This window comes from Nocardiopsis sp. NPDC055551, from assembly GCF_053619415.1.
Genome location: NZ_JBSHJJ010000007.1, coordinates 227913 through 245643 on the forward strand (window position 1 = coordinate 227913; position 17731 = coordinate 245643).

Below are 17731 nucleotides of genomic sequence, written 5' to 3' on the forward strand. Positions count from 1 at the left end.
TTGACCCGCACGGCACGGGCGGCGGTTTGGCGGCTATCGGGGAAGGGGGGAGAGTGGTTGAGGTCCCAACGGCCCCGGGCTTCGCCCGGTCCGGCCGCAGGCGGCCGGATGCCTTCCCTTCCCTCTGGTGTCCTCGTTGAGCGCGTCGCCACTACGTGACGGGTCCGGTCACGAAGTACCCGCTACAGGCCGGACACGGGGCCGGGCGCGTCCCAGCGGTAGCCGGCTCTGGTCTTCTCAGCGATGATCTTGCTCGTAGCGCCATGTTGGGCGCCCAACATGGCGCTACGGACAAGATCATCATGATGGAGAGACAACACGGGGTTGGTGGTGCCGGTGGGCCGGTACCTGGGGCGGGAGCCGGTACCGGGGGTGGAAGTGGTGCCGACACCCCCGATGAGAGCCACTCCGTGCCCGGAATGTGGCTCTGGGCGGGGGTTCGGGGTGGGGGCATGCTGATATCCCCACAGGGCACGGGCCCTTGGGGTCTGACACCCAACCGGGGGTGTTCTCGCGGGGGTGGTGTTCCACCTGGCGGAAACGGGTGGCGGAAGCGGATGGTGGTGGTTAGAGGACAGTGGCTGGGGCTGGCTCCCCCTCCCCATCCCCGGACCCGGCTTCCTTTCCCGCTTCCTGGCGGTTCTGGGCGTGGTGGTGTTCCCAGATCTGCCGGTTCACCTTCGCCTGCAACCGGTGCTTGAGCCGGTTATGGGTCGAGCACAAGATCTGCATGTTGTCCGCACTCGTGGCCCCGCCGTGGGAGAACGGAACGATGTGGTCGTACTGCGACCAGCTACGCGGCACGTCACAACCCTCGTGCCACTCACAGTAGGGCTTCTTGAACCCCGCCGCCTGGCGCACCGGATCCGGAGCACACCGCTGCTTACGCCCCACATCCAACAGAGTCCGACCCTGGGCGTCGGTCACGAACCGACGCAACCAACTCTCGGGGGCCAAGCGGGCCACCATCTGATCGGGCAACACCACACCATCCTCGGTGGTGGCCGGCTCAGTCGACCCATCACCGAGGAAGCGCTTCAGCGGCACGGTGATGTTGAGGGTCGCCAACGGTTGGCGGCTCAGGCTGGAGCAACCCCGGTGGCCCAGAGCGGTCTCGAAGATCCGCATCATCGCGTCATAGGTGCGCTGGTGCTTCGGCACGGCGGCGTTCTCCGGCCCATACGGCTCGGTGTAAGCCTCCAGGGCGGCCTGGATCAGCTCGTTATCGGCCCCCGGCCCCCACATCCGTAGCAGGAACCCACCCTCGAACGTGGGCGAGAACTGGGCGCCCCGGTTCTCGAACGTTTCATCGTAGTCCCGGTCGGCTTTGTCGGGGTCCAGGCGGGCGACGAACCATTTCGCCGCGTCCCGCAACTGGCGCACCGAAGCCTGCGGGCACTCGGCCTTGAAACCGATCAACCCGAGTTCCAACCGGGCCCGAAACCCCTCCACCGAAGGACGCTGGGCACGGAATTCCTCATCCGCCGTTTCCAGGACTTTCGCCCACTCACCCACAGCCTTTTCGGTGGAGGTCGCGATGGCGCACGCCTCACCCAGCGACAAGACCTCACCCTGGAAGGCTTCTTCCACCAAGGGCAGTTGCTGCTTGTACAACGCTCGGGCGAGGGTGGCGAGGCTCTTGGCCTCGGCCGGGGAGGTCCCCCACTGGTGGGTGATCCACGCCTGGATACTGCGCTGGCCACCCTCTTCCAACAGAGAACCGGTGGCCTCCATACGGGCCAGGGCGGGCAACATCCCGTAGCGGATCCGGTCTGTTTCCTGGTTGAGCCGGCGAAACTGTGCGAGCACATCGCCCTCGCACCCGAACGGGATATCCCGGCCGGAGAATTCCACCGCGATCTCCCGCGCACCCGCCATCGCCTTATCGACCGGGGTGTTCCCGGCCGGGCGCGGTGCGTGGGGAGGAAAGCTCATACTCTGATTATATGCGAACACCCCCAAGAACGGCAGGCCTACCCGCGAGTTTATTGACCGAATTCTGGGGCCAGCATTCATACCATACGAGGACCCCTGTTTCGGGTTACCCGCAACCCCTTTTCGCTTTGGTCGGATCCGTCTATCACGGAGATACTCCTGGCGAATTCGAGGGAAGGGGCTCTGAATGGAAACGATCTTGTCCGTAGCGCCATGTTGGGCGCCCAACATGGCGCTACGAGCAAGATCATCGCTGTGAAGACCAGAGCCGGCCACCGCGGGGACGCGCCCCGCCCCGAACCCCACCTGTAGCGGGTCCTTCGTGACCGGACCCGTCACGTAGTGGCGACGCGCTCAACGAGAACACCAGAGGGAGGGGAAGGGATCCGGCCGGCTGCGGCCGGAGTGGGCCGAAGGCCCACAGGGCCCTTTGGGACCTCAACCACTCTCCCCCCTTCCCCGATAGCCGCCAAACCGCCGCCCGCACCGTGCGGGTCAAGGCCACCAGCCCGATCGCTACAGGACTCGACGTTGCCTTGACGCGTGCGGTGCGGGCGGCAACAATCACGCGGCGGGGAAGGAGGGAGAACCCACCCCCACCCCCACCCCGCCCAACAACCCCAAGACTCCCGACCCGAGGCGCCCCCAACCACCCGAACAACGCCCAACAACCCCAAAGCTCCCAACCTCAGGCGCCCTACGAGCGCCCCACCTACACACCCACCCCACCCCTCACCACTCACTCAGCCTCGGGCATGGCGCACGGCCTCTCGCACCGCAGGGGCGACCTCGGCGGCGAACAGCTCCACCTGCTCCGGGGACTCCTCCACCGGCCCCAGGACGAATGTGTCCATCCCGTACTCCACGGCGAACTCGGTGATGCGCTCCACCCACTGGTCGACCGGACCATCCAAGCCGCCACCGGAGGAGCCGGCCGAATCGCCGATGGTGCCCCACAGGTTGTACACGCGGCGGATGTCGGCCGGGTCGCGGCCGGCCTCGGCGGCGCCCTCGTCGATGCGCGCATGCATGCCGGGAAGCTTGTCGGTGCCCGCGTAGGCGTGGGAGGGCACCCAGCCGTCGGCGACCCTGCCGACCGCTTTGAGCAGACGGGGACCCAGCACGCCCAGCCAGATGCCGATGTCGTGGGCGGGTGGCGGGCCGGGTTTGACCCCGGCCAGGCGATAGTGCTCGCCCTCGAAGCGCACCGAGCGCTGGTCCGACCACAGCAGGCGGATCACCTCGACCGCCTCCAGCAGGGCGTCGGCGGCCTCGCGTGGGCTGCGTCGGGGCCCGCCCATGGCCTCGATCGCCTCCCAGAACCCGCCGGCGCCCAGCCCCAGTTCGAAGCGGCCACCGGAGAGCACGTCCAGGCTCGCGGAGTTCTTGGCGATGATGGCGGGTGACCGCAGCGGCAGGTTGGCCACGTCCGGGAAGACCCGCAGGCGCTCGGTGCGGGCCAGGACCGTGGCCATCAGCGCCCAGGTGTCCAGGTGCCGGCGTTGGTAGGGGTGGTCCTGGATGCCCACGAAGTCCAGCCCGCCCCGTTCGGCCGCGTCGATCACCGCCCAGGTGCGGTCCAGCTTCGCGGTCTCCGGCGAGGGGAAGACCCCGAATTCGATGTCACGTCCGTAGTCGATGCCCAACGTTCACGCCTCCTGGTTCTCGGCTGCCCTGCGGTCCTGCCCGGTCGGGAGGTGACCACACGCTCAGCGATAGACGAGGTCGGTGTACTCGGGGTGTCGTTCGATCCAGCCCTTGACGAACGGGCACATGGGCAGCACGGACAGGTCACGGGTGCGCACGTCGTCGAGGGCCTCACGAACGAGGGCGCCGCCGATGCCCTTGCCCTCGAAGGCGGGATCGACCTCGGTGTGGGTGAAGGTGATCATGGTGTCGGTGAGGATGTACTCGGCGAAGCCCGCCTCCTCTCCGTCGGAGGTGATCACATAGCGGTTGTTCTCCGGAACGTCCTTGACCTCGGTAGCCACGGGATCCCTTTCGATGTCGGGAGATGTCGGGAACGGGTGTTGGAACCCGGGGGTCCCGCACGGGCACCTATGTTCCCGTGCGACCCCATTGTCACCCTTACCGGGGAGCCTCCACCCCTTGCGGCGCGCGCCCCGTGGACATAGGGTCGCCTTGACATACCGACCAGTCGGTCTAAGGAGTACGCATGACTTCGCGGTTCGGCGGCCGCACCGCCATCATCACCGGTGCCAGTCGCGGTATCGGCCTGGCCATCGCCCAACGCCTCATCTCCGAGGGAGCCCGCGTGTGCGTCACCGCGCGCAAGCCCGATCCCCTCAAGGAGGCGGTCGAGGCCCTGGGCGGCCCCGAACACGCCATCGGGGTCCCCGGGCGCGGCGACGACCCCGAACACCAGGACGAGGCCATCGCCGCCACCAAGGAGGCGTTCGGCGCGGTCGACATGTTCGTCAACAACACCGGGATCAACCCGGTCTACGGACGCATGGTCGACCTGGACCTGGACGCGGCCCGCAAGATCTTCGAGGTGAACGCGCTCTCGGCGGTCTCCTGGGTGCAGAAGGTGTACCGGGCCGGCATGGCCGAGCACGGTGGCTCGATCGTCAACGTCTCCTCCGTGGCCGGTCTCAAGCCCGCCCCCGGGATCGGCTTCTACGGCGCCTCCAAGGCGATGCTCCGACACATCACCGAGGAGTTCGCGGTCGAGCTCGGCCCCGACATCCGGGTGAACGGGGTCGCCCCCGCCGTGGTCAAGACCCGCTTCGCCGAGGCGCTGTACGACGGGCGCGAGGAAGAGGTCTCCTCCCAGTACCCGTTGAAGCGGCTCGGCGTGCCCGAGGACGTCGCCGGCGCGGTCGCGTTCCTGCTCTCCGAAGACGCCTCCTGGATCACCGGCCGCACCCTCGTCCTCGACGGCGGCATGACCCTCACCGGGGGTGTTTGATGCCGCTGGACCCCAAGAACGCCGGAGTGGTCGTCACCGGCGCCGGTAACGGTATCGGCGCGGCCGTGGCCCGCCGGTTGGCCTCCGCCGGGGCCCGGGTGGTCGTCAACGACCTGGACGCCTCCGCGGCCGAGGCCGTGGCCGGTGAGATCGGCGGGATCGCCGTGCCCGGTGACGCGGCCTCCGAGGCTGGGGTCACCGCACTCATCGCCGAGGCCGACGCCCACCTGGGCGGCATCGACCTGTACATGGCCAACGCGGGGATCGCCCGCAGCGGCGGCCCGGAGGCCCTCGAATCCGACTGGGAGGCCTCCTGGCAGGTCAACGTGATGTCGCACGTGCGCGCCGCCCGTGAACTCCTGCCCGGTTGGTTGGAGCGCGGCCGGGGTCACTTCGTCACCACCGCCTCCGGGGCGGGTCTGCTCACCATGCTGGGCAGCGCGCCGTACTCGGTGACCAAGCACGCCGCCCTGTCCTTCAGCGAGTGGCTGTCGGCCACCTACGGGGACCGCGGGATCACCGTGCAGTGCCTGTGCCCGCTGGGCGTGCGTACCGGCATGCTCGACGACGCCGGTGACCAGGGTCAGGCCATCCTCTCCCCCGGGGCGATCACGCCCGAGGAGGTCGCCGACACCGTGCTGGTGGCCCTGAGCGATGGCCGGTTCCTGATCCTGCCGCACCCGGAGGCCGCCGACTACTACGCGGCCCGAGCCACCGACACCGACGCCTGGCTGGTGGGGATGCGCCGTATCCAGGCCAAGGTGTTCGCCGAGGAGGAGACCGAATGAGCGACGGGAACGAGGGGGGACTCCCCGGCCTGGACCTGGACCGGTTGCGCTCCTACCTGGACCGGGAGGTCCCCGGCCTGGTGTCGGGTCCGCTCACCGGTCGGGTGGTCACCGGCGGCAGGTCGAACCTGACCTACGTGGTCACCGACGGCACCGGGACGTGGGTGGTGCGCCGCCCGCCCCTGGGGCACGTGCTGGCCACCGCGCACGACATGTCGCGCGAATACCGGGTGATGACGGCGCTGCGCGAGACCGACGTGCCGGTTCCGCGCACCCACCACCTGTGCGAGGACACCGAGGTGTTGGGCGCCCCGTTCTACGTCATGGAGTACGTGGGCGGGACCGCCTTTCGCACCCAGGAGGAGATCGCGCCGCTGGGCCCCGACGGCGTCCACGCGGTCGCCGAACGACTGGTCACCACCCTGGGCCGGCTGCACGCCATCGACCCCGCCACGGTGGGCCTGGCCGACTTCGGTCGCCCGGACGGGTTCCTGGAGCGCCAGGTGCGCCGGTGGAGCAAGCAGCTGGAGGCCTCGCGCAGCCGGGACATCCCCGGTATCGACGAACTCCGCGACCGGTTGGCGCGGTCCATCCCGGAATCGTCCGCGCCCGCGATCGTGCACGGCGACTACCGGCTCGACAACGTGCTGGTCACCGACGACGGCGAGCTCACAGCGGTACTCGACTGGGAGATGGCCACCCTGGGCGATCCGCTCGTGGACCTGGGCCTGATGCTCGTCTACCGGGAACGCCCGGTCACCGGCGGGGACCACCCCGCCACCTCCGCCGAGGGTTTCCCGTCCTCCGAGGAGCTCGTGCGGATGTACGCCGCCACCACCGGTCGCGACGTGTCCCGACTCGGCTGGTACGTGGCCTTCGGCTGCTTCAAGCTCGCGGTGATCGCCGAGGGCATCCACTTCCGGCACACCCGGGGGCTGACCGTCGGAGCGGGTTTCGACGGCATCGGCGACGTGGTCGCGCCGCTGGTGGAACGCGCACACACCATGCTCAAGGAGAAATGATGGACTTCGCCTACGACGCCGAGACCGAGGAGTCGCGGCAGCGGCTCCTCGCCTTCATGGAAGAACACGTCTATCCGGCCGAACCGGTGATGGAGACCCAACTCGCCGAACGCGACGACCCCTGGGCGATCCCGCCGATCGTGGGCGAACTCCAGGCCGAGGCCAGGAAGCGGGGTCTGTGGAACCTGTTCCTGGCCGGGCATCCCGAGCACGGCGGGCTGCCCAACCTCCGGTACGCCCCGCTGGCGGAGATCACCGGGCGCAGCCCCCGTCTGGCCCCGGCCGCCCTCAACTGCGCCGCGCCCGACACCGGCAACATGGAGGTGCTGACGATGTTCGGTACCCCCGACCAGAAGAAGCGCTGGTTGGAGCCGTTGTTGGACGCGCGGATCCGGTCCGCGTTCGCGATGACCGAGCCCGCGGTGGCCTCCTCCGACGCCACCAACATCACCACGAGCATCGTCCGTGAGGGCGACGAGTACGTGATCAACGGCCGCAAGTGGTTCATCACCGGGGCGCTCAACCCCGCCTGCGAGATCTTCATCGTGATGGGCAAGACCGCCCCCGAAGCCGACCGACACAAGCAGCAGAGCATGGTGCTGGTGCCGCGCGACACCCCCGGGTTGACCGTCGAGCGGGGCATGACGGTGTTCGGCTACGACGACAGCGACCACGGCGGCCACGCCGAGGTGCTGTTCGAGAACGTGCGGGTACCGGCGGAGAACCTCGTCGGCGCCGAGGGGGAGGGCTTCGCCGTCGCCCAGGCCCGTCTGGGCCCGGGGCGGATCCACCACTGCATGCGCGCCCTGGGCATGGCCGAGCGTGCCCTGGAGATCACCTGCCGGCGTGTGCTGGATCGGGTGGCGTTCGGCCGCCCGCTGGCCGAGCAGGGCGTGGTGCGCGAGTGGATCGCCGAGGCACGGGTGCAGATCGAGCAACTGCGTCTGCTGGTGCTCAAGACCGCCTACCTGATGGACACGGTGGGCAACAAGGGCGCCCACACCGAGATCCAGGCGATCAAGATCGCCACCCCGCGCACCGTGGAGTGGATCCTCGACAAGTGCGTGCAGGCGCACGGCGCGGCCGGGGTCAGCCAGGACGTGCCGATCGCCGCCTGGCAGGCGGGGGTGCGTTCGCTGCGCCTGGCCGACGGGCCGGACGAGGTGCACCTGCGTTCGCTGGGCCGCGCGGAACTGCGCAAGTACGCGTAGAGTCTCGCGCGTCGCGGAAGGGCCGGGGCCGGGGCGGGTCCCCGGCCCTCGCCACTTGTGCGGGGGTCAGCCCTGGGGGCGCAGGCCGGCCAGGAGCAGGTCGGCGAAGTGCCCGCCCACGTCCTGACCGGTCAGGGCGCCGTCGTGGCGATACCAGGTGCTCAGGTGGTGCACGGAGCCGAAGTAGTAGTCGATGACCAGGTCGGCGGGGACGTCGGCGCGGAAGACGCCCTCCTTCTGCCCCTGTTCGATCATGGACCGGAACAACTCGTGGTACTTGCGACGCTCGGCGCGCACGCTGCGCTGCTTCTCCGGGGCGAGCTGGTGCATGGAGCGGAAGAAGATGGTGCTGTCGTCGAGGTTGGCGACGGTGGTGACGATGACGTCGGCGGCGGCCGCGTGCACCCGTTCGGTGACGGGCTCGTCCCGGGCGGAGATCTCCTGCAGGTGCTCGGTCTGCATACGCAGCACCCGGGCGTAGACCTCGTAGAGCAGGTCGTCCTTGGAACCGAAGTAGTGGTACATGGCGCCCTTGGTGACGCCCGCGGCGGCCACGACCTCCTGTACCGAGGTGCCCTCGAAGCCGCGTTCGGCGAAGAGCCGTGTGGCCGCGCTCAGCAGTCGTTCGGGCACCGTGCCTCGTGGGGTGTCCCCATCGGCCGTCCGCTGTGCACCGCGCATGTCCCGTACCACCTCTTGCCCCCGTCCCCCGGTGGCGAGTCGACTGTTGATCCGAGCCAGCATACCGACCGGATGGTACCCCTCGCGCACACCCGAAGGTCGTCGGGAACCTTCGGCATCCGAACGGGTGACCCCCGGGGTCGACGAGACGGCGACTAACCCACTCGGGCGTGGTCGGATCCCTCGGGCTCGCGCGGCCCCTCCGGTACGGCCCGCTCGTGCGGGATGACCAGTGGGGTCCGGGTGCGCGGGTCGGGTATCACGTCGCAGTCCAGCCCGAACACGGTGCGCACCCGATCGGCGGTGACCACCTCGGCGGGCGACCCGTCGGCCACGATCTCCCCGTCGCGCATCATCACCAGGCGGGTGGCGAACCGGGCCGCCTGCGCCAGGTCGTGCAGGACCGCCACGACGGTTCGGCCCTGCCGGTGCAGTTCGGCGAACAGCTCCAGCAGGTCGTACTGGTGGGCGATGTCCAGGAACGTGGTGGGTTCGTCGAGCAGCAGGGTGGGGCTGTCCTGGGCCAGCACCATCGACACCCAGGCGCGTTGGCGCTGGCCGCCCGACAGTGAACCCACCTGGGTGTCGGCCAGGTCGGTCAGTCCGGTGAGTTCCAGGGCCGCGGCGATGGCGACCTCGTCCTCGGGGCTCCACTGGCGCAACAGCGTGTGGTGCGGGAAACGCCCGCGGGCGGCCAGCGCCCGCACGGTGATGCCCTCCGGGGCCAGCGGGCTCTGCGGCAGCAGCGCGAGCTTGCGGGCGACCGCCTTGGCGCGCTGGGAGCGCACGTCGTCCCCGTGCAGCAGGACCTTGCCCCGGACCGGCCGGTTCACCCGTCCCAGCGCCTTGAGCAGGGTCGACTTCCCGCAGCCGTTGGGGCCCACGATCACCACGAACTCGCCCTCGTCGACCTTCATGTCCAGGTCGGACACGACGGGGTCGCTCCCGTAGCCGAGGGTGAGACTCCGAGCGGAGAGCACCGGGGTGGTTTCGCCGTTCAAAGGGTTCCCTTTCGCCATTCGCGGATGAGCAGGTGGCCCAGGTACACGCCGCCCAGGGCCATGGTGAACACACCGACCGGCAGCCCGTCACCGACCGGTGACTGTTGCACGGCCAGGTCGGCGCAGACCAGGAGCAGTGCGCCCACCACCGCGGACAGCACCAGGTTGGGTCCGGGCGCGGCGCTGAGCCGGCGGGCGATCTGGGGCGCGGTCAGGGAGATGAACGCGATGGGTCCGGCGACGCTCACCGCGGCCGCCGACAACACCACCGACAGCACGACCGCTCCGGTGCGCGTGGTGGTGGCGCCGGCCCCGAGGGAGTCGGCGAGTTCGTCACCCATCTCGTTGACGGTGATGGGGCCGGCCAACGCCAGCACGAACGGTACGGCCAGGGCCACGGCCACCCAGATGGTGGCGGCGTGGTCCCAGGACCTGGCGGACAGGCTGCCGTTGACGTAGGAGGCGAGCACACTTGCCTGGTCGCGGGCCATCACCGACACCACGAAGTGGGTGAGGGCGGTGGCCATGGCGGCCACGCCGATCCCGGCGATGATGAGGCGGCCCGGGTCGCGCAACCCCGTTCCGGTCACCAGGTACACGATCACGATGGCCAGCGACGCTCCGGCCAGTGCCCCCAAGGGGACGGGGACGATCCCGGGCAGCGCGAGCGCGGCGACGGAAGCGCCGGCCCCGGCGCCGGCGGCGAGCCCGATCACGTCGGGGCTGCCGAGGGGGTTTCGGGTGACCGACTGGAACAGGGCGCCGGCCAGCCCCAGGGCCACGCCGGTGCCGGCGGCGACGACCAGACGGGGGCCGCGCAGGCGTTCGAGGGCGAACAGGTGGGTCGCCTCACCTTGCCCGCCGAGCGCGGCGGGGATCTGGGCGAGGGGGATGCCCAGACGGCCGAGGCTGAGGGTGGCCGCGGCCGCCACGAGCAGCACCGCCAGCAGCGCCGAGCCGATGATGAGGGAACGCGGGTGGATGGGAAAGGCGAGCAACCGCCCGACCCGCAGCACCCTTTGCGTGGGTTCGGGAGACTCCGCGAGGGCGGTCAGGCGCGACGCGGGCTCGGAAATCGTGCGGCTCATGAGGCCCCCTTCGTCCTGCGCAGCACGTACAGCAGTACCGGGGCGCCCACGAACGCGGTGACGACGCCGACCATGAGTTCCATGGGCCGCACCACCGTGCGTCCCACCACGTCGGCCACCAGCAGCAGGGTCGGTCCGACCAACGCCGCGAAGGGCACCTGGACACGGAAGTCCACCCCCACCAGGGAGCGCACCACGTGTGGCACGGCCAGGCCGACGAAGGCGATGGGGCCCGCCGCGGCGGTCGCTCCGGAGGCCAGCAGCACCCCGGCGACCAGACCACCGGCCCGGGTGGCGGTGACGTTGGCCCCGGTGGCCACGGCCGCCTCGTCCCCCAGGGCCAGGGCGTTGAGGCCGCCCATGACGAACAGGGCCAGGACCAGCCCCAGACAGAGGACGGGCAGGACCGCGAGGACCACGTCCATGCCGCGCCCGGCCAGGGAGCCCACCACCCAGTAGCGGTAGCTGTCGAAGACGTCGGGCATGCTGAGCGCCACCGCCTGTACGTAGGCGGTGAGGATGGCCGAGACGACCGCCCCGGCCAGTAGCAGACGCACCATGCCCCCGTCGCCGCCGCGGGTTCCCACGGTGTAGGCCGCCAGCCCGGCCAGCAGGGCACCGGGCAGCGCCCACCAGACCGTTCCGGTGACCGAGGTGGGCCCGAGCAGCGCGGTGGCGGTCACCACCGCCGCCGCGGCACCCGCGTTCACGCCCAGTAGGCCGGGGTCGGCCAGCGGGTTGCGGGTGACGCCCTGCATGAGCGTGCCGGCCAGCGCCAGGGCGGCACCGGCCAGCACACCGACGATCGTCCGGGGGATCCGGCTCTCCACCACGGTGACGGTGTAGGGGTCGGCGCCGCCGGTGAACACCCGCAGCACCTCCAACGGAGGCGTGGGCTTGCTGCCCGCGACCAGGCTGAGCAGAACCGCGCCGGCCAGGGCCGCCACGCCCACGCCCAACATGAGCGTGGCGCGGACGGGCCCGGCCTTGGGCGGTGCCGTCGTGCGTGTCTTCACGTTCACCTGGTGATGGGTCAGTCGTCGATCTCGGCGGCGGCCTCTTCGATGAGGGGCACGTACCGGTCGATGGTCCAGGGGACGGTGAGCGGGTTGATCAGGGAGGAGGCGGTGACGAAGGAGTTGTCCTCACTGGCGACCACCGCACCGTTCTCGATCGCGGGGATGGCCGCGTACAGCTCCTGCTCCTCGATCTCGGCGCGCGACTCGGGGTCGCTGTAGAAGGTGAAGATCAGGTCGCTGTCGGAGAGCTGGTCGGCGTTCTCCAACCCGATGAGGGCGGAGTCGGTGCCCTCGGTCTCGGGGAAGGTCTCGACGATCGGGTCGACCTCCAGGCCCAGGCCGCGGACCATGGCCACGCGCTGCTCGTCGGGCAGGAAGACGCCGAGGGTGCCGGGGCCGTCGGTGTAGATGTAGGAGAAGGACAGGTCGGCGAACTCGGGGTGGTCCGCGGCGGCCTGCTCGAAGGTGTCCTCGATCTCGGTGACGAGGCCGGTGGCCTCCTCCGGCTTCCCGAGCGCCTCACCGATGATCTCGATCTGCTGGTCCCAATCGGTGCTCCACGGCAGGTCGGGGTAGGCGACCGTGGGGGCGATGTCGTTGAGGATGTCGAAGTCCTCCTGGGTGATGCCGGACCAGGGGGCGAGGATGACGTCGGGGGCGAGTTCGATGATCGCCTCGAAGTCGATGTCGGCGGCGCCCGCGAACTGTTCGGGGAGTTCCTCGCCGGACTCGGTGACGGCCTCGTGGATCCAGGGCAGGTAGCCGGTGTCGTCGGCGCCCCACTCGTAGCTCTCGATACCCACCGGGACCACGCCCAGGGCGATGGAGGTCTCGGCCGATCCCTGGCCGAGGGTGACCACGCGTTCGGGCTGCTCGGGGATCTCGGCGGTCCCCAGCGCGCTCTCCATCTCGATCGGGAAGGTGCCGTCGGCGGAGGCCGCGTCGCCGTCACCTCCGCTGTCGTCGGTACCGCAGGCGACCAGGCCCAGTGCCAGGGCGGCGGTGAGGCCGAGACCGCTGAAACGGCGCAGAGTGGGGTTCATGCTCACTGCTTTCTTCGTCACGGGAGGCGACCTCGTCGTACTCGGCGGGCCGTTTCGTACATGGGGAGCGCCCGAGTATGGGCAGCACGAAAGCCGGGCGGATCAGGACGAACCCGACCGCAACCAAGGTTAGTCTAACCTCACTTGGCCCGATTCCAAAAAATCCGAACCCTTGCCCGGACCCGCTTCGAGGCTCAGGGAACCTCCGGTTCCCCGGTGAGGTAGGGCTCACCCGGAGGGCTCCCAGCCTCCTCCACGACCCCACCATGGCTGTGGCCCAACAGGACGACCGGTACCGGCTTGCCCACGGGGTTGCCCTCCCTGCCGGCCACGTACTCCAGGTCCCCTCCCGCCCCGGAGACCGCCATCGCGCCGTGCAGGTAGTAGAGCTGGTTCCGGACCTCCTCCGGAGTGGGCAACCGTTCGCCCCCGACCTCCTCCAACGCCAGACGCACCGCGTGCACGGTCACCGCCACGGCGTCATGGTGCATGATCGCGTACCCGTCGTCGAGCCTGGCGGGGTCGGCGTCGATCCGTTCGACGAACACCTCGTGGAACCCGTCGAACCCGGCCGGGGACGCCACGTCGCCCCTGCCCCACCCCGGGTGTGTGGAGGAGGCCATGGCCAGGTCGAGGTTGCCGTCGTCGAGGTCCCGATGGAGCTCGGCACCACCGGTGACCCCGGTCGCGGCGTACACGATGGTCAGCGGGTCCTCCGGAACGCACCTCTCCCCCGCCAAGGCATTGACGAACACGTCCAGGTCGTCCTCACGCCCGGCGAAGAACACCAGGTCCAGGCCCTGCTGTTGGGAGCAGATGTGGTTGACCGCGCTGGCGAACGCCGTGGGAGCGGTCTGTCCCATGGCCCTCCCGGTGAACTCCAGCTCGTTACGGGGTAGGTGGTCCGCGAACTGCTCGGCGTAGGCCTCGCGCAACGTCGCGGTGTAGGTGTCGTCCTCGGTGTTGTCGTAGAGCAGGATCCCCGCGGCGGTGGGGTGCTCGGACTCGACGTGGTCCACCAGTGAGGCGACGTACTCGGAGTTGGTCGGCGAAGCGCGCATCAGACCCGGGGCGGTGGAGGCGTCCAGACCGTCGGCGGTGACGATGCCACTGACCATGGGGATCCGGTGACCGGACAGTTCCAGGGCGGCCCGCTCGGCGCTGTCGCTGCTCAGACCCGGACCCGCCACCGCCAACAGCGGAACGTCGTCCTCGGACAACGACACCAGCCGGTCGACGGCGTACCGCCAGTGCTGCTGACGACTGCCCTCATTGGCCAGGTACAGCTGGATCAGGGGACGATCGCCGTGGAAGGTCTGGTCCTGGTTGGCCCGAACCTGGGCGACGTGCGCCCCTTCCATGGCGGCCCGGACCCGATCGGTGTCCAAAGGGCTGCGCCCGTCGGGGGTGAGCGTCGTCATCAGCGCGATCCGGGCCACGGGGGTACCGTCCTCCTCCGCGACGCCGGCCACCCGGGTGTTCTCCCGCTCGATCAGGCCCTGGACCTCGGTGAAGGCGGGGTCGAACACGTGTGATCCATCGTTGACCCCGACGCACTCGCCCTCCACCCGGACCAGGCCGGAGAGTGGGCCCCCACAGACCAGGTCCGGCCCGAAGGCCACCGCGCCTCCCACAACCAGGGCCACCACCAGGGAGACGACCAGGAGTCCGCGGCCTCGCGGTCTCGGCGGCACGAGGGAGTCGTCCTGCGCGGACCTGCGGTAGGTGACGTCTCGTCGACGAAGTTCGTCGGCGATCCTACGGTGTCGGGCCTCCCGTTTGGAGAGCACACCCGTGTTCGTGACCCGGCCGCGCAGCACGATCAGGGCGTAGGCGGCCTGATCCTGCGCGTCCACCCGTTCGGGTCCGCCGAAGGGGTCGGACAGGGACCACAGTGCGGCGACCAGACGCCGGGCCTCACCACGGTGGGGTTCCATTCCGGTCCCGACGGACTCCCGCTCCAGCCGAACGAAGCGTTCGTCGGGGGCCTCACCCCAGTGCTCGACGTGCTGACACGGAGCACGGGTGACCTCGTCGAGCATGACCTCCCACGAGTCCGTGGCCCCTTCGTCGGTCAAGACGGTGAGGAGTTCGTCGGCGACCGTTCCCAGGCCTCCCAACGCCAACCGGTGGTAGAGGGCCCCGGTGGGGTCACCTGAGCGCTCACAGTATCCGGCCAGGGCCTCGTGGTAGCGCACCCAGCGCTCCCCACCGGTGTCGTCACGGGCGAAGCGCCGCACCAGGAGGTGACGCAAGGGGGTCGTCCAGTCGGGGACGTCGTCGCCGAAGAACAGGGGGGCGACCCGGTTCAGGCGATGCCCCTCCTCCCTGGCGAGCTGTTCCGCGCACTCCAGGTCACGGGACAGGGCACAGATCTCCAACGCGGCACGTTCGCTCTCGGGCGCCCCTGACCAGTCGAGCAGCCGGTCCAACAGCCTCGACTCGAGGTCGTCCCGTCCCAGTACCCGGTTCAGGACACCCCCGTCCTCCGGGTGCTCGGCGCTCACACGCACCACCTCGGCGGCCACCGAGGGGTTGCCCCCGGAGAACTCGTGGACCAAGCGAGCGGTCTCGGAGTCGACCACCTCCGGCCTGCGACCACGCCACGACATGAGCTTGCCGCAGTCGTCCACGCCGAAGGTCGGCAGCCTCAGCTGCTTCAGAAGGGGGTGGTCCGGGCGGGGCTTTCGGGCGGTGGCGACCACCGCCACGGGAAGGACGAATTCGTTAGTGCCGGCGTCCTCGGACCGGATGGGACGGGAGTCCTTCAACAGCCGCAGGAACGACCTGCCCGCCGTGCGCGAGGACGTCCCCGCCTCGGTCGATTCGTCCGGGTCGACGGCGTCGGCGTTGTCCAGCAGTACCACCGGGGCCGGATGGCGCCCCCGGCCACGACGGGAGTGGCGCAGGTCGGCCAGGAACGCCTCGCACAGCGCGACGTCCATGTCCCGCCCGGAGGGGTCCCGATCGTCGCGGGCCAGATCGGCGAGGACCCCGGTCCCCTTGCCCGTGTTCGATTTGCCCTTGTTCGAGCCCGCGGACTCGGCGTACCACTCGACGAAGGGGCGCAGGGCCGCCCGCTTGACCAGGCCGCCGATCGACACGATGGGCAGTTTGACGCCCTCCATGGCCACCACGCCCAGGTCCACCCGCAACTCGACGCCACCGATGGTCTCCGACACCACCCGCCCCCAGCGGGACACGCGATGTATCCCGTCCAACGCTTCCTCGATCTGCTCACCGCCGAGGACTACGGACTGCTCAAGGCCGAGACGTTCGGACTCGGAACGCGCGTCCTCCCCCGCTCGGAGCGCGGCGAGCCCCACCAACAGGCGGGGAAAGGACAAGCTCTCGCGTCCTTTGGTGCGATCGGCGAGTTGTTTGGCCAGAACCGTCAACTTGGCGGGAACTCCACGGTATTGCGCATTCTCCGCGTTGAGCCAGGCCACAGCCGTTTCAGCATCGAGTTCGGCGCGCAGTGAATCGAGGACCGAGCTTCGGCCGGAACCCCGCTCACCATGCAGGAGAACGATTTTCCTGGCGTCGCGCGCAGAGTTCTTAGGGAGTGGACGAAGCTGATCCCGTAGGGCCTCCCGAACACCTGGGCGCGTGATCATCGGGTTGGGCGCAGAACCATGAGCCATGCCGTGTCCACTCTCGAATTCGCAGGGGGATTTCCGTCCACGCAGCACGGAAAGAACACCACGAACAGCCAGAACCAGGACTACTCCAGGCCGCCTCACACCGACATTCACTTCTTCATGCCACCCACAAAACCCTAATGGACTCGGCCCACACATAAAAGGGTGCCCGTTCGGATTCGCGAGCACCCCGGGCTGGAATGCAGGTCAGGGAGTGCGGTCGGTCAGCACGTTGCTCACGCCGCCCAGATAGCCGATGAACCGCCGGGTGGCCATGGCACCGAGCCGTTCGCGGCCCAGGAAACGTGGTGGGGAGAAGCGCATGATCGCCTCCGCGCCGGAGGCCATCGAGGCGAGGGAGGCCGGGCCGCGGCGGGCCTTTTCGTACCGACGCAGCGCCCGCGCGGGATCGCGTTCGGCCCCCTCCTCCGCCAACACCCGGGTGAGCGCCCAAGCGTCCTCCAAGGCCTGGTTGGCGCCCTGCGCGGTGGAGGGCGGGAACGTGTGCGCGGCGTCGCCCAGCAGGGTCGCCCCGCCCTCGCCCCAAACCCTCGGTACCCGGTGCCGGACGTGCTCGAACAGTTCTGGTGCGTCGTCGGCGGCGTGCTCCAGGACCGCGCGCACCCAGGGATCCTTCCAGTCACCGAAGAGTCTGCGCAGCACACTCGCCGGGGACACCGGGCGCCGCATGCCCGAACGCCAGCGCACGTCGAACCACCACTGCGCCAGCCCGTCCCCGGCCGGCATGATCCCGCACATGCCCTGGCGGCCCTGGACCACCGCGGCGAGCGTGCCCGCGGCGGCGTCCATGGGCACCTCGGTCAGCGCCTGCCAACTGGCCCACCCGGTGGGGCGGGCCGGGTCGCCGTCCCACAGGTCGCGTCGGGCGGCCGAACGCACCCCGTCGGCGCCCACCACCACGTCGCCGTCGGCGGAGACCCCGTCGCCGAACAGCGCGCTCACCGACCCGTCCGGGTTCACCCGCACCCGGGTGCAGATCCGCCCGTAGCGGATGGTGCCCTCGGGCAGACCGGTGGCGAGCAGAGCCAGCAGGTCCCGCCGGGGCACGGTGCGCGTCTCGAAGCCGTAGTGTTCGCGGGCCGCGTCCACGTCCAGGGTGTAGCGCACACGCCCGGAGGGATCGCGGTTCTCCAGGCCGTCCAGACGGCGGCCGATCCCGGACACGTCGATCCCGAGCGCGGCCAGGGCGGCCACACCGTTGGAGTACAGGCCCAGCCCGGCCCCGCCGGTGCGCGGCCCCGTCGCGCGTTCGTGCACCTCGACCTCGTGACCCTGGTCGAGCAGTCCGCGGGCCAGGGCGAGCCCGCCCACACCGGCTCCGACGATGACAACCCTCATGAAAGCTCCCA

14 protein-coding genes are annotated in these 17731 nt (G+C 69.9%); 4 read left to right on the plus strand and 10 right to left on the minus strand.

The features are described 5' to 3' along the window. Nucleotides 1-567: 567 nt before the first annotated feature. The 3 genes from ACWGSK_RS14910 to ACWGSK_RS14920 all read right to left on the minus strand — a co-directional run bounded on the left by ACWGSK_RS14910 (nt 568) and on the right by ACWGSK_RS14920 (nt 3926). Complete coding sequence (locus ACWGSK_RS14910; protein WP_452456038.1) at nt 568-1935, minus strand: DUF222 domain-containing protein; 1368 nt, start codon at nt 1933-1935, stop codon at nt 568-570. 743 nt (nt 1936-2678) lie between these two features. Beyond that, nucleotides 2679-3581 carry an LLM class flavin-dependent oxidoreductase gene (locus ACWGSK_RS14915; RefSeq protein WP_452456039.1) on the minus strand — a complete coding sequence of 301 codons (903 nt, stop codon included), beginning with the start codon at nt 3579-3581 and terminating at the stop codon, nt 2679-2681. 63 nt (nt 3582-3644) lie between these two features. Then, nucleotides 3645-3926, minus strand: a complete 282-nt coding sequence (locus tag ACWGSK_RS14920; RefSeq protein ID WP_358516300.1) for a GNAT family N-acetyltransferase — start codon at nt 3924-3926, stop codon at nt 3645-3647. Nucleotides 3927-4111: 185 nt separating this feature from the next. On the opposite strand from ACWGSK_RS14920, the gene ACWGSK_RS14925 reads away from it, so the two are divergent. From ACWGSK_RS14925 to ACWGSK_RS14940, 4 genes are read left to right on the plus strand one after another with little or no spacing between them, the layout of a single operon-like run. Continuing rightward, nucleotides 4112-4867 carry an SDR family oxidoreductase gene (locus ACWGSK_RS14925; RefSeq protein ID WP_358516303.1) on the plus strand — a complete coding sequence of 252 codons (756 nt, stop codon included), beginning with the start codon at nt 4112-4114 and terminating at the stop codon, nt 4865-4867. Further along, entirely contained in the window at nt 4867-5655 is a 789-nt protein-coding gene (locus ACWGSK_RS14930) for an SDR family oxidoreductase (protein ID WP_358516305.1), read from the plus strand. Before ACWGSK_RS14925 ends, ACWGSK_RS14930 begins: the two co-directional genes overlap by 1 nt. After that, on the plus strand, nt 5652-6677 hold the full coding sequence (locus ACWGSK_RS14935; RefSeq protein WP_452456040.1) for a phosphotransferase family protein: 1026 nt from the start codon (nt 5652-5654) through the stop codon (nt 6675-6677). Before ACWGSK_RS14930 ends, ACWGSK_RS14935 begins: the two co-directional genes overlap by 4 nt. Then, a complete protein-coding gene (locus ACWGSK_RS14940; protein ID WP_358515392.1) occupies nt 6677-7888 on the plus strand; it encodes an acyl-CoA dehydrogenase family protein in 1212 nt (403 codons plus the stop codon). The genes ACWGSK_RS14935 and ACWGSK_RS14940 overlap by 1 nt, the downstream gene beginning before the upstream one ends. A 66-nt stretch (nt 7889-7954) precedes the next feature. Here the strand turns inward: ACWGSK_RS14940 and ACWGSK_RS14945 are convergent, their stop codons facing one another. From ACWGSK_RS14945 to ACWGSK_RS14975, 7 genes are all read right to left on the minus strand, one after another. After that, nucleotides 7955-8569 carry a TetR/AcrR family transcriptional regulator gene (locus ACWGSK_RS14945; RefSeq protein WP_358515389.1) on the minus strand — a complete coding sequence of 205 codons (615 nt, stop codon included), beginning with the start codon at nt 8567-8569 and terminating at the stop codon, nt 7955-7957. Nucleotides 8570-8724: 155 nt separating this feature from the next. Further along, nucleotides 8725-9588 (minus strand): ABC transporter ATP-binding protein, encoded by an 864-nt coding sequence (locus ACWGSK_RS14950; protein ID WP_358515386.1) that lies wholly within the window; start codon nt 9586-9588, stop codon nt 8725-8727. Beyond that, on the minus strand, nt 9567-10658 hold the full coding sequence (locus ACWGSK_RS14955; protein WP_452456041.1) for a FecCD family ABC transporter permease: 1092 nt from the start codon (nt 10656-10658) through the stop codon (nt 9567-9569). Before ACWGSK_RS14955 ends, ACWGSK_RS14950 begins: the two co-directional genes overlap by 22 nt. Then, nucleotides 10655-11620 carry a FecCD family ABC transporter permease gene (locus tag ACWGSK_RS14960; RefSeq protein WP_358515400.1) on the minus strand — a complete coding sequence of 322 codons (966 nt, stop codon included), beginning with the start codon at nt 11618-11620 and terminating at the stop codon, nt 10655-10657. The genes ACWGSK_RS14955 and ACWGSK_RS14960 overlap by 4 nt, the downstream gene beginning before the upstream one ends. Nucleotides 11621-11691: 71 nt before the next feature. Next, nucleotides 11692-12720, minus strand: coding sequence for an iron-siderophore ABC transporter substrate-binding protein (locus ACWGSK_RS14965; protein WP_358515397.1), 1029 nt, complete (start codon nt 12718-12720; stop codon nt 11692-11694). 194 nt (nt 12721-12914) lie between these two features. Further along, nucleotides 12915-16067: an ABC transporter substrate-binding protein gene (locus tag ACWGSK_RS14970; RefSeq protein ID WP_358515383.1), complete on the minus strand. Its 3153-nt coding sequence runs from the start codon at nt 16065-16067 to the stop codon at nt 12915-12917. Between the two features lie 501 nt (nt 16068-16568). Further along, nucleotides 16569-17720 (minus strand): FAD-dependent oxidoreductase, encoded by a 1152-nt coding sequence (locus ACWGSK_RS14975; protein ID WP_358515381.1) that lies wholly within the window; start codon nt 17718-17720, stop codon nt 16569-16571. Nucleotides 17721-17731: the final 11 nt, after the last annotated feature.

Excerpts from the sequence above, each read along its gene's own strand:
- ACWGSK_RS14965 (WP_358515397.1), bottom strand. The coding sequence starts at position 12,720 with ATGAACCCCACTCTGCGCCGTTTCAGCGGTCTCGGCCTCACCGCCGCC.
- ACWGSK_RS14945 (WP_358515389.1), bottom strand. The coding sequence starts at position 8,569 with ATGCGCGGTGCACAGCGGACGGCCGATGGGGACACCCCACGAGGCACG.
- ACWGSK_RS14940 (WP_358515392.1), top strand. The coding sequence starts at position 6,677 with ATGGACTTCGCCTACGACGCCGAGACCGAGGAGTCGCGGCAGCGGCTC.
- ACWGSK_RS14910 (WP_452456038.1), bottom strand. The coding sequence starts at position 1,935 with ATGAGCTTTCCTCCCCACGCACCGCGCCCGGCCGGGAACACCCCGGTC.
- ACWGSK_RS14950 (WP_358515386.1), bottom strand. The coding sequence starts at position 9,588 with ATGGCGAAAGGGAACCCTTTGAACGGCGAAACCACCCCGGTGCTCTCC.
- ACWGSK_RS14975 (WP_358515381.1), bottom strand. The coding sequence starts at position 17,720 with ATGAGGGTTGTCATCGTCGGAGCCGGTGTGGGCGGGCTCGCCCTGGCC.
- ACWGSK_RS14930 (WP_358516305.1), top strand. The coding sequence starts at position 4,867 with ATGCCGCTGGACCCCAAGAACGCCGGAGTGGTCGTCACCGGCGCCGGT.
- ACWGSK_RS14935 (WP_452456040.1), top strand. The coding sequence starts at position 5,652 with ATGAGCGACGGGAACGAGGGGGGACTCCCCGGCCTGGACCTGGACCGG.
- ACWGSK_RS14960 (WP_358515400.1), bottom strand. The coding sequence starts at position 11,620 with ATGTTGGGCGTGGGCGTGGCGGCCCTGGCCGGCGCGGTTCTGCTCAGC.
- ACWGSK_RS14955 (WP_452456041.1), bottom strand. The coding sequence starts at position 10,658 with ATGAGCCGCACGATTTCCGAGCCCGCGTCGCGCCTGACCGCCCTCGCG.
- ACWGSK_RS14925 (WP_358516303.1), top strand. The coding sequence starts at position 4,112 with ATGACTTCGCGGTTCGGCGGCCGCACCGCCATCATCACCGGTGCCAGT.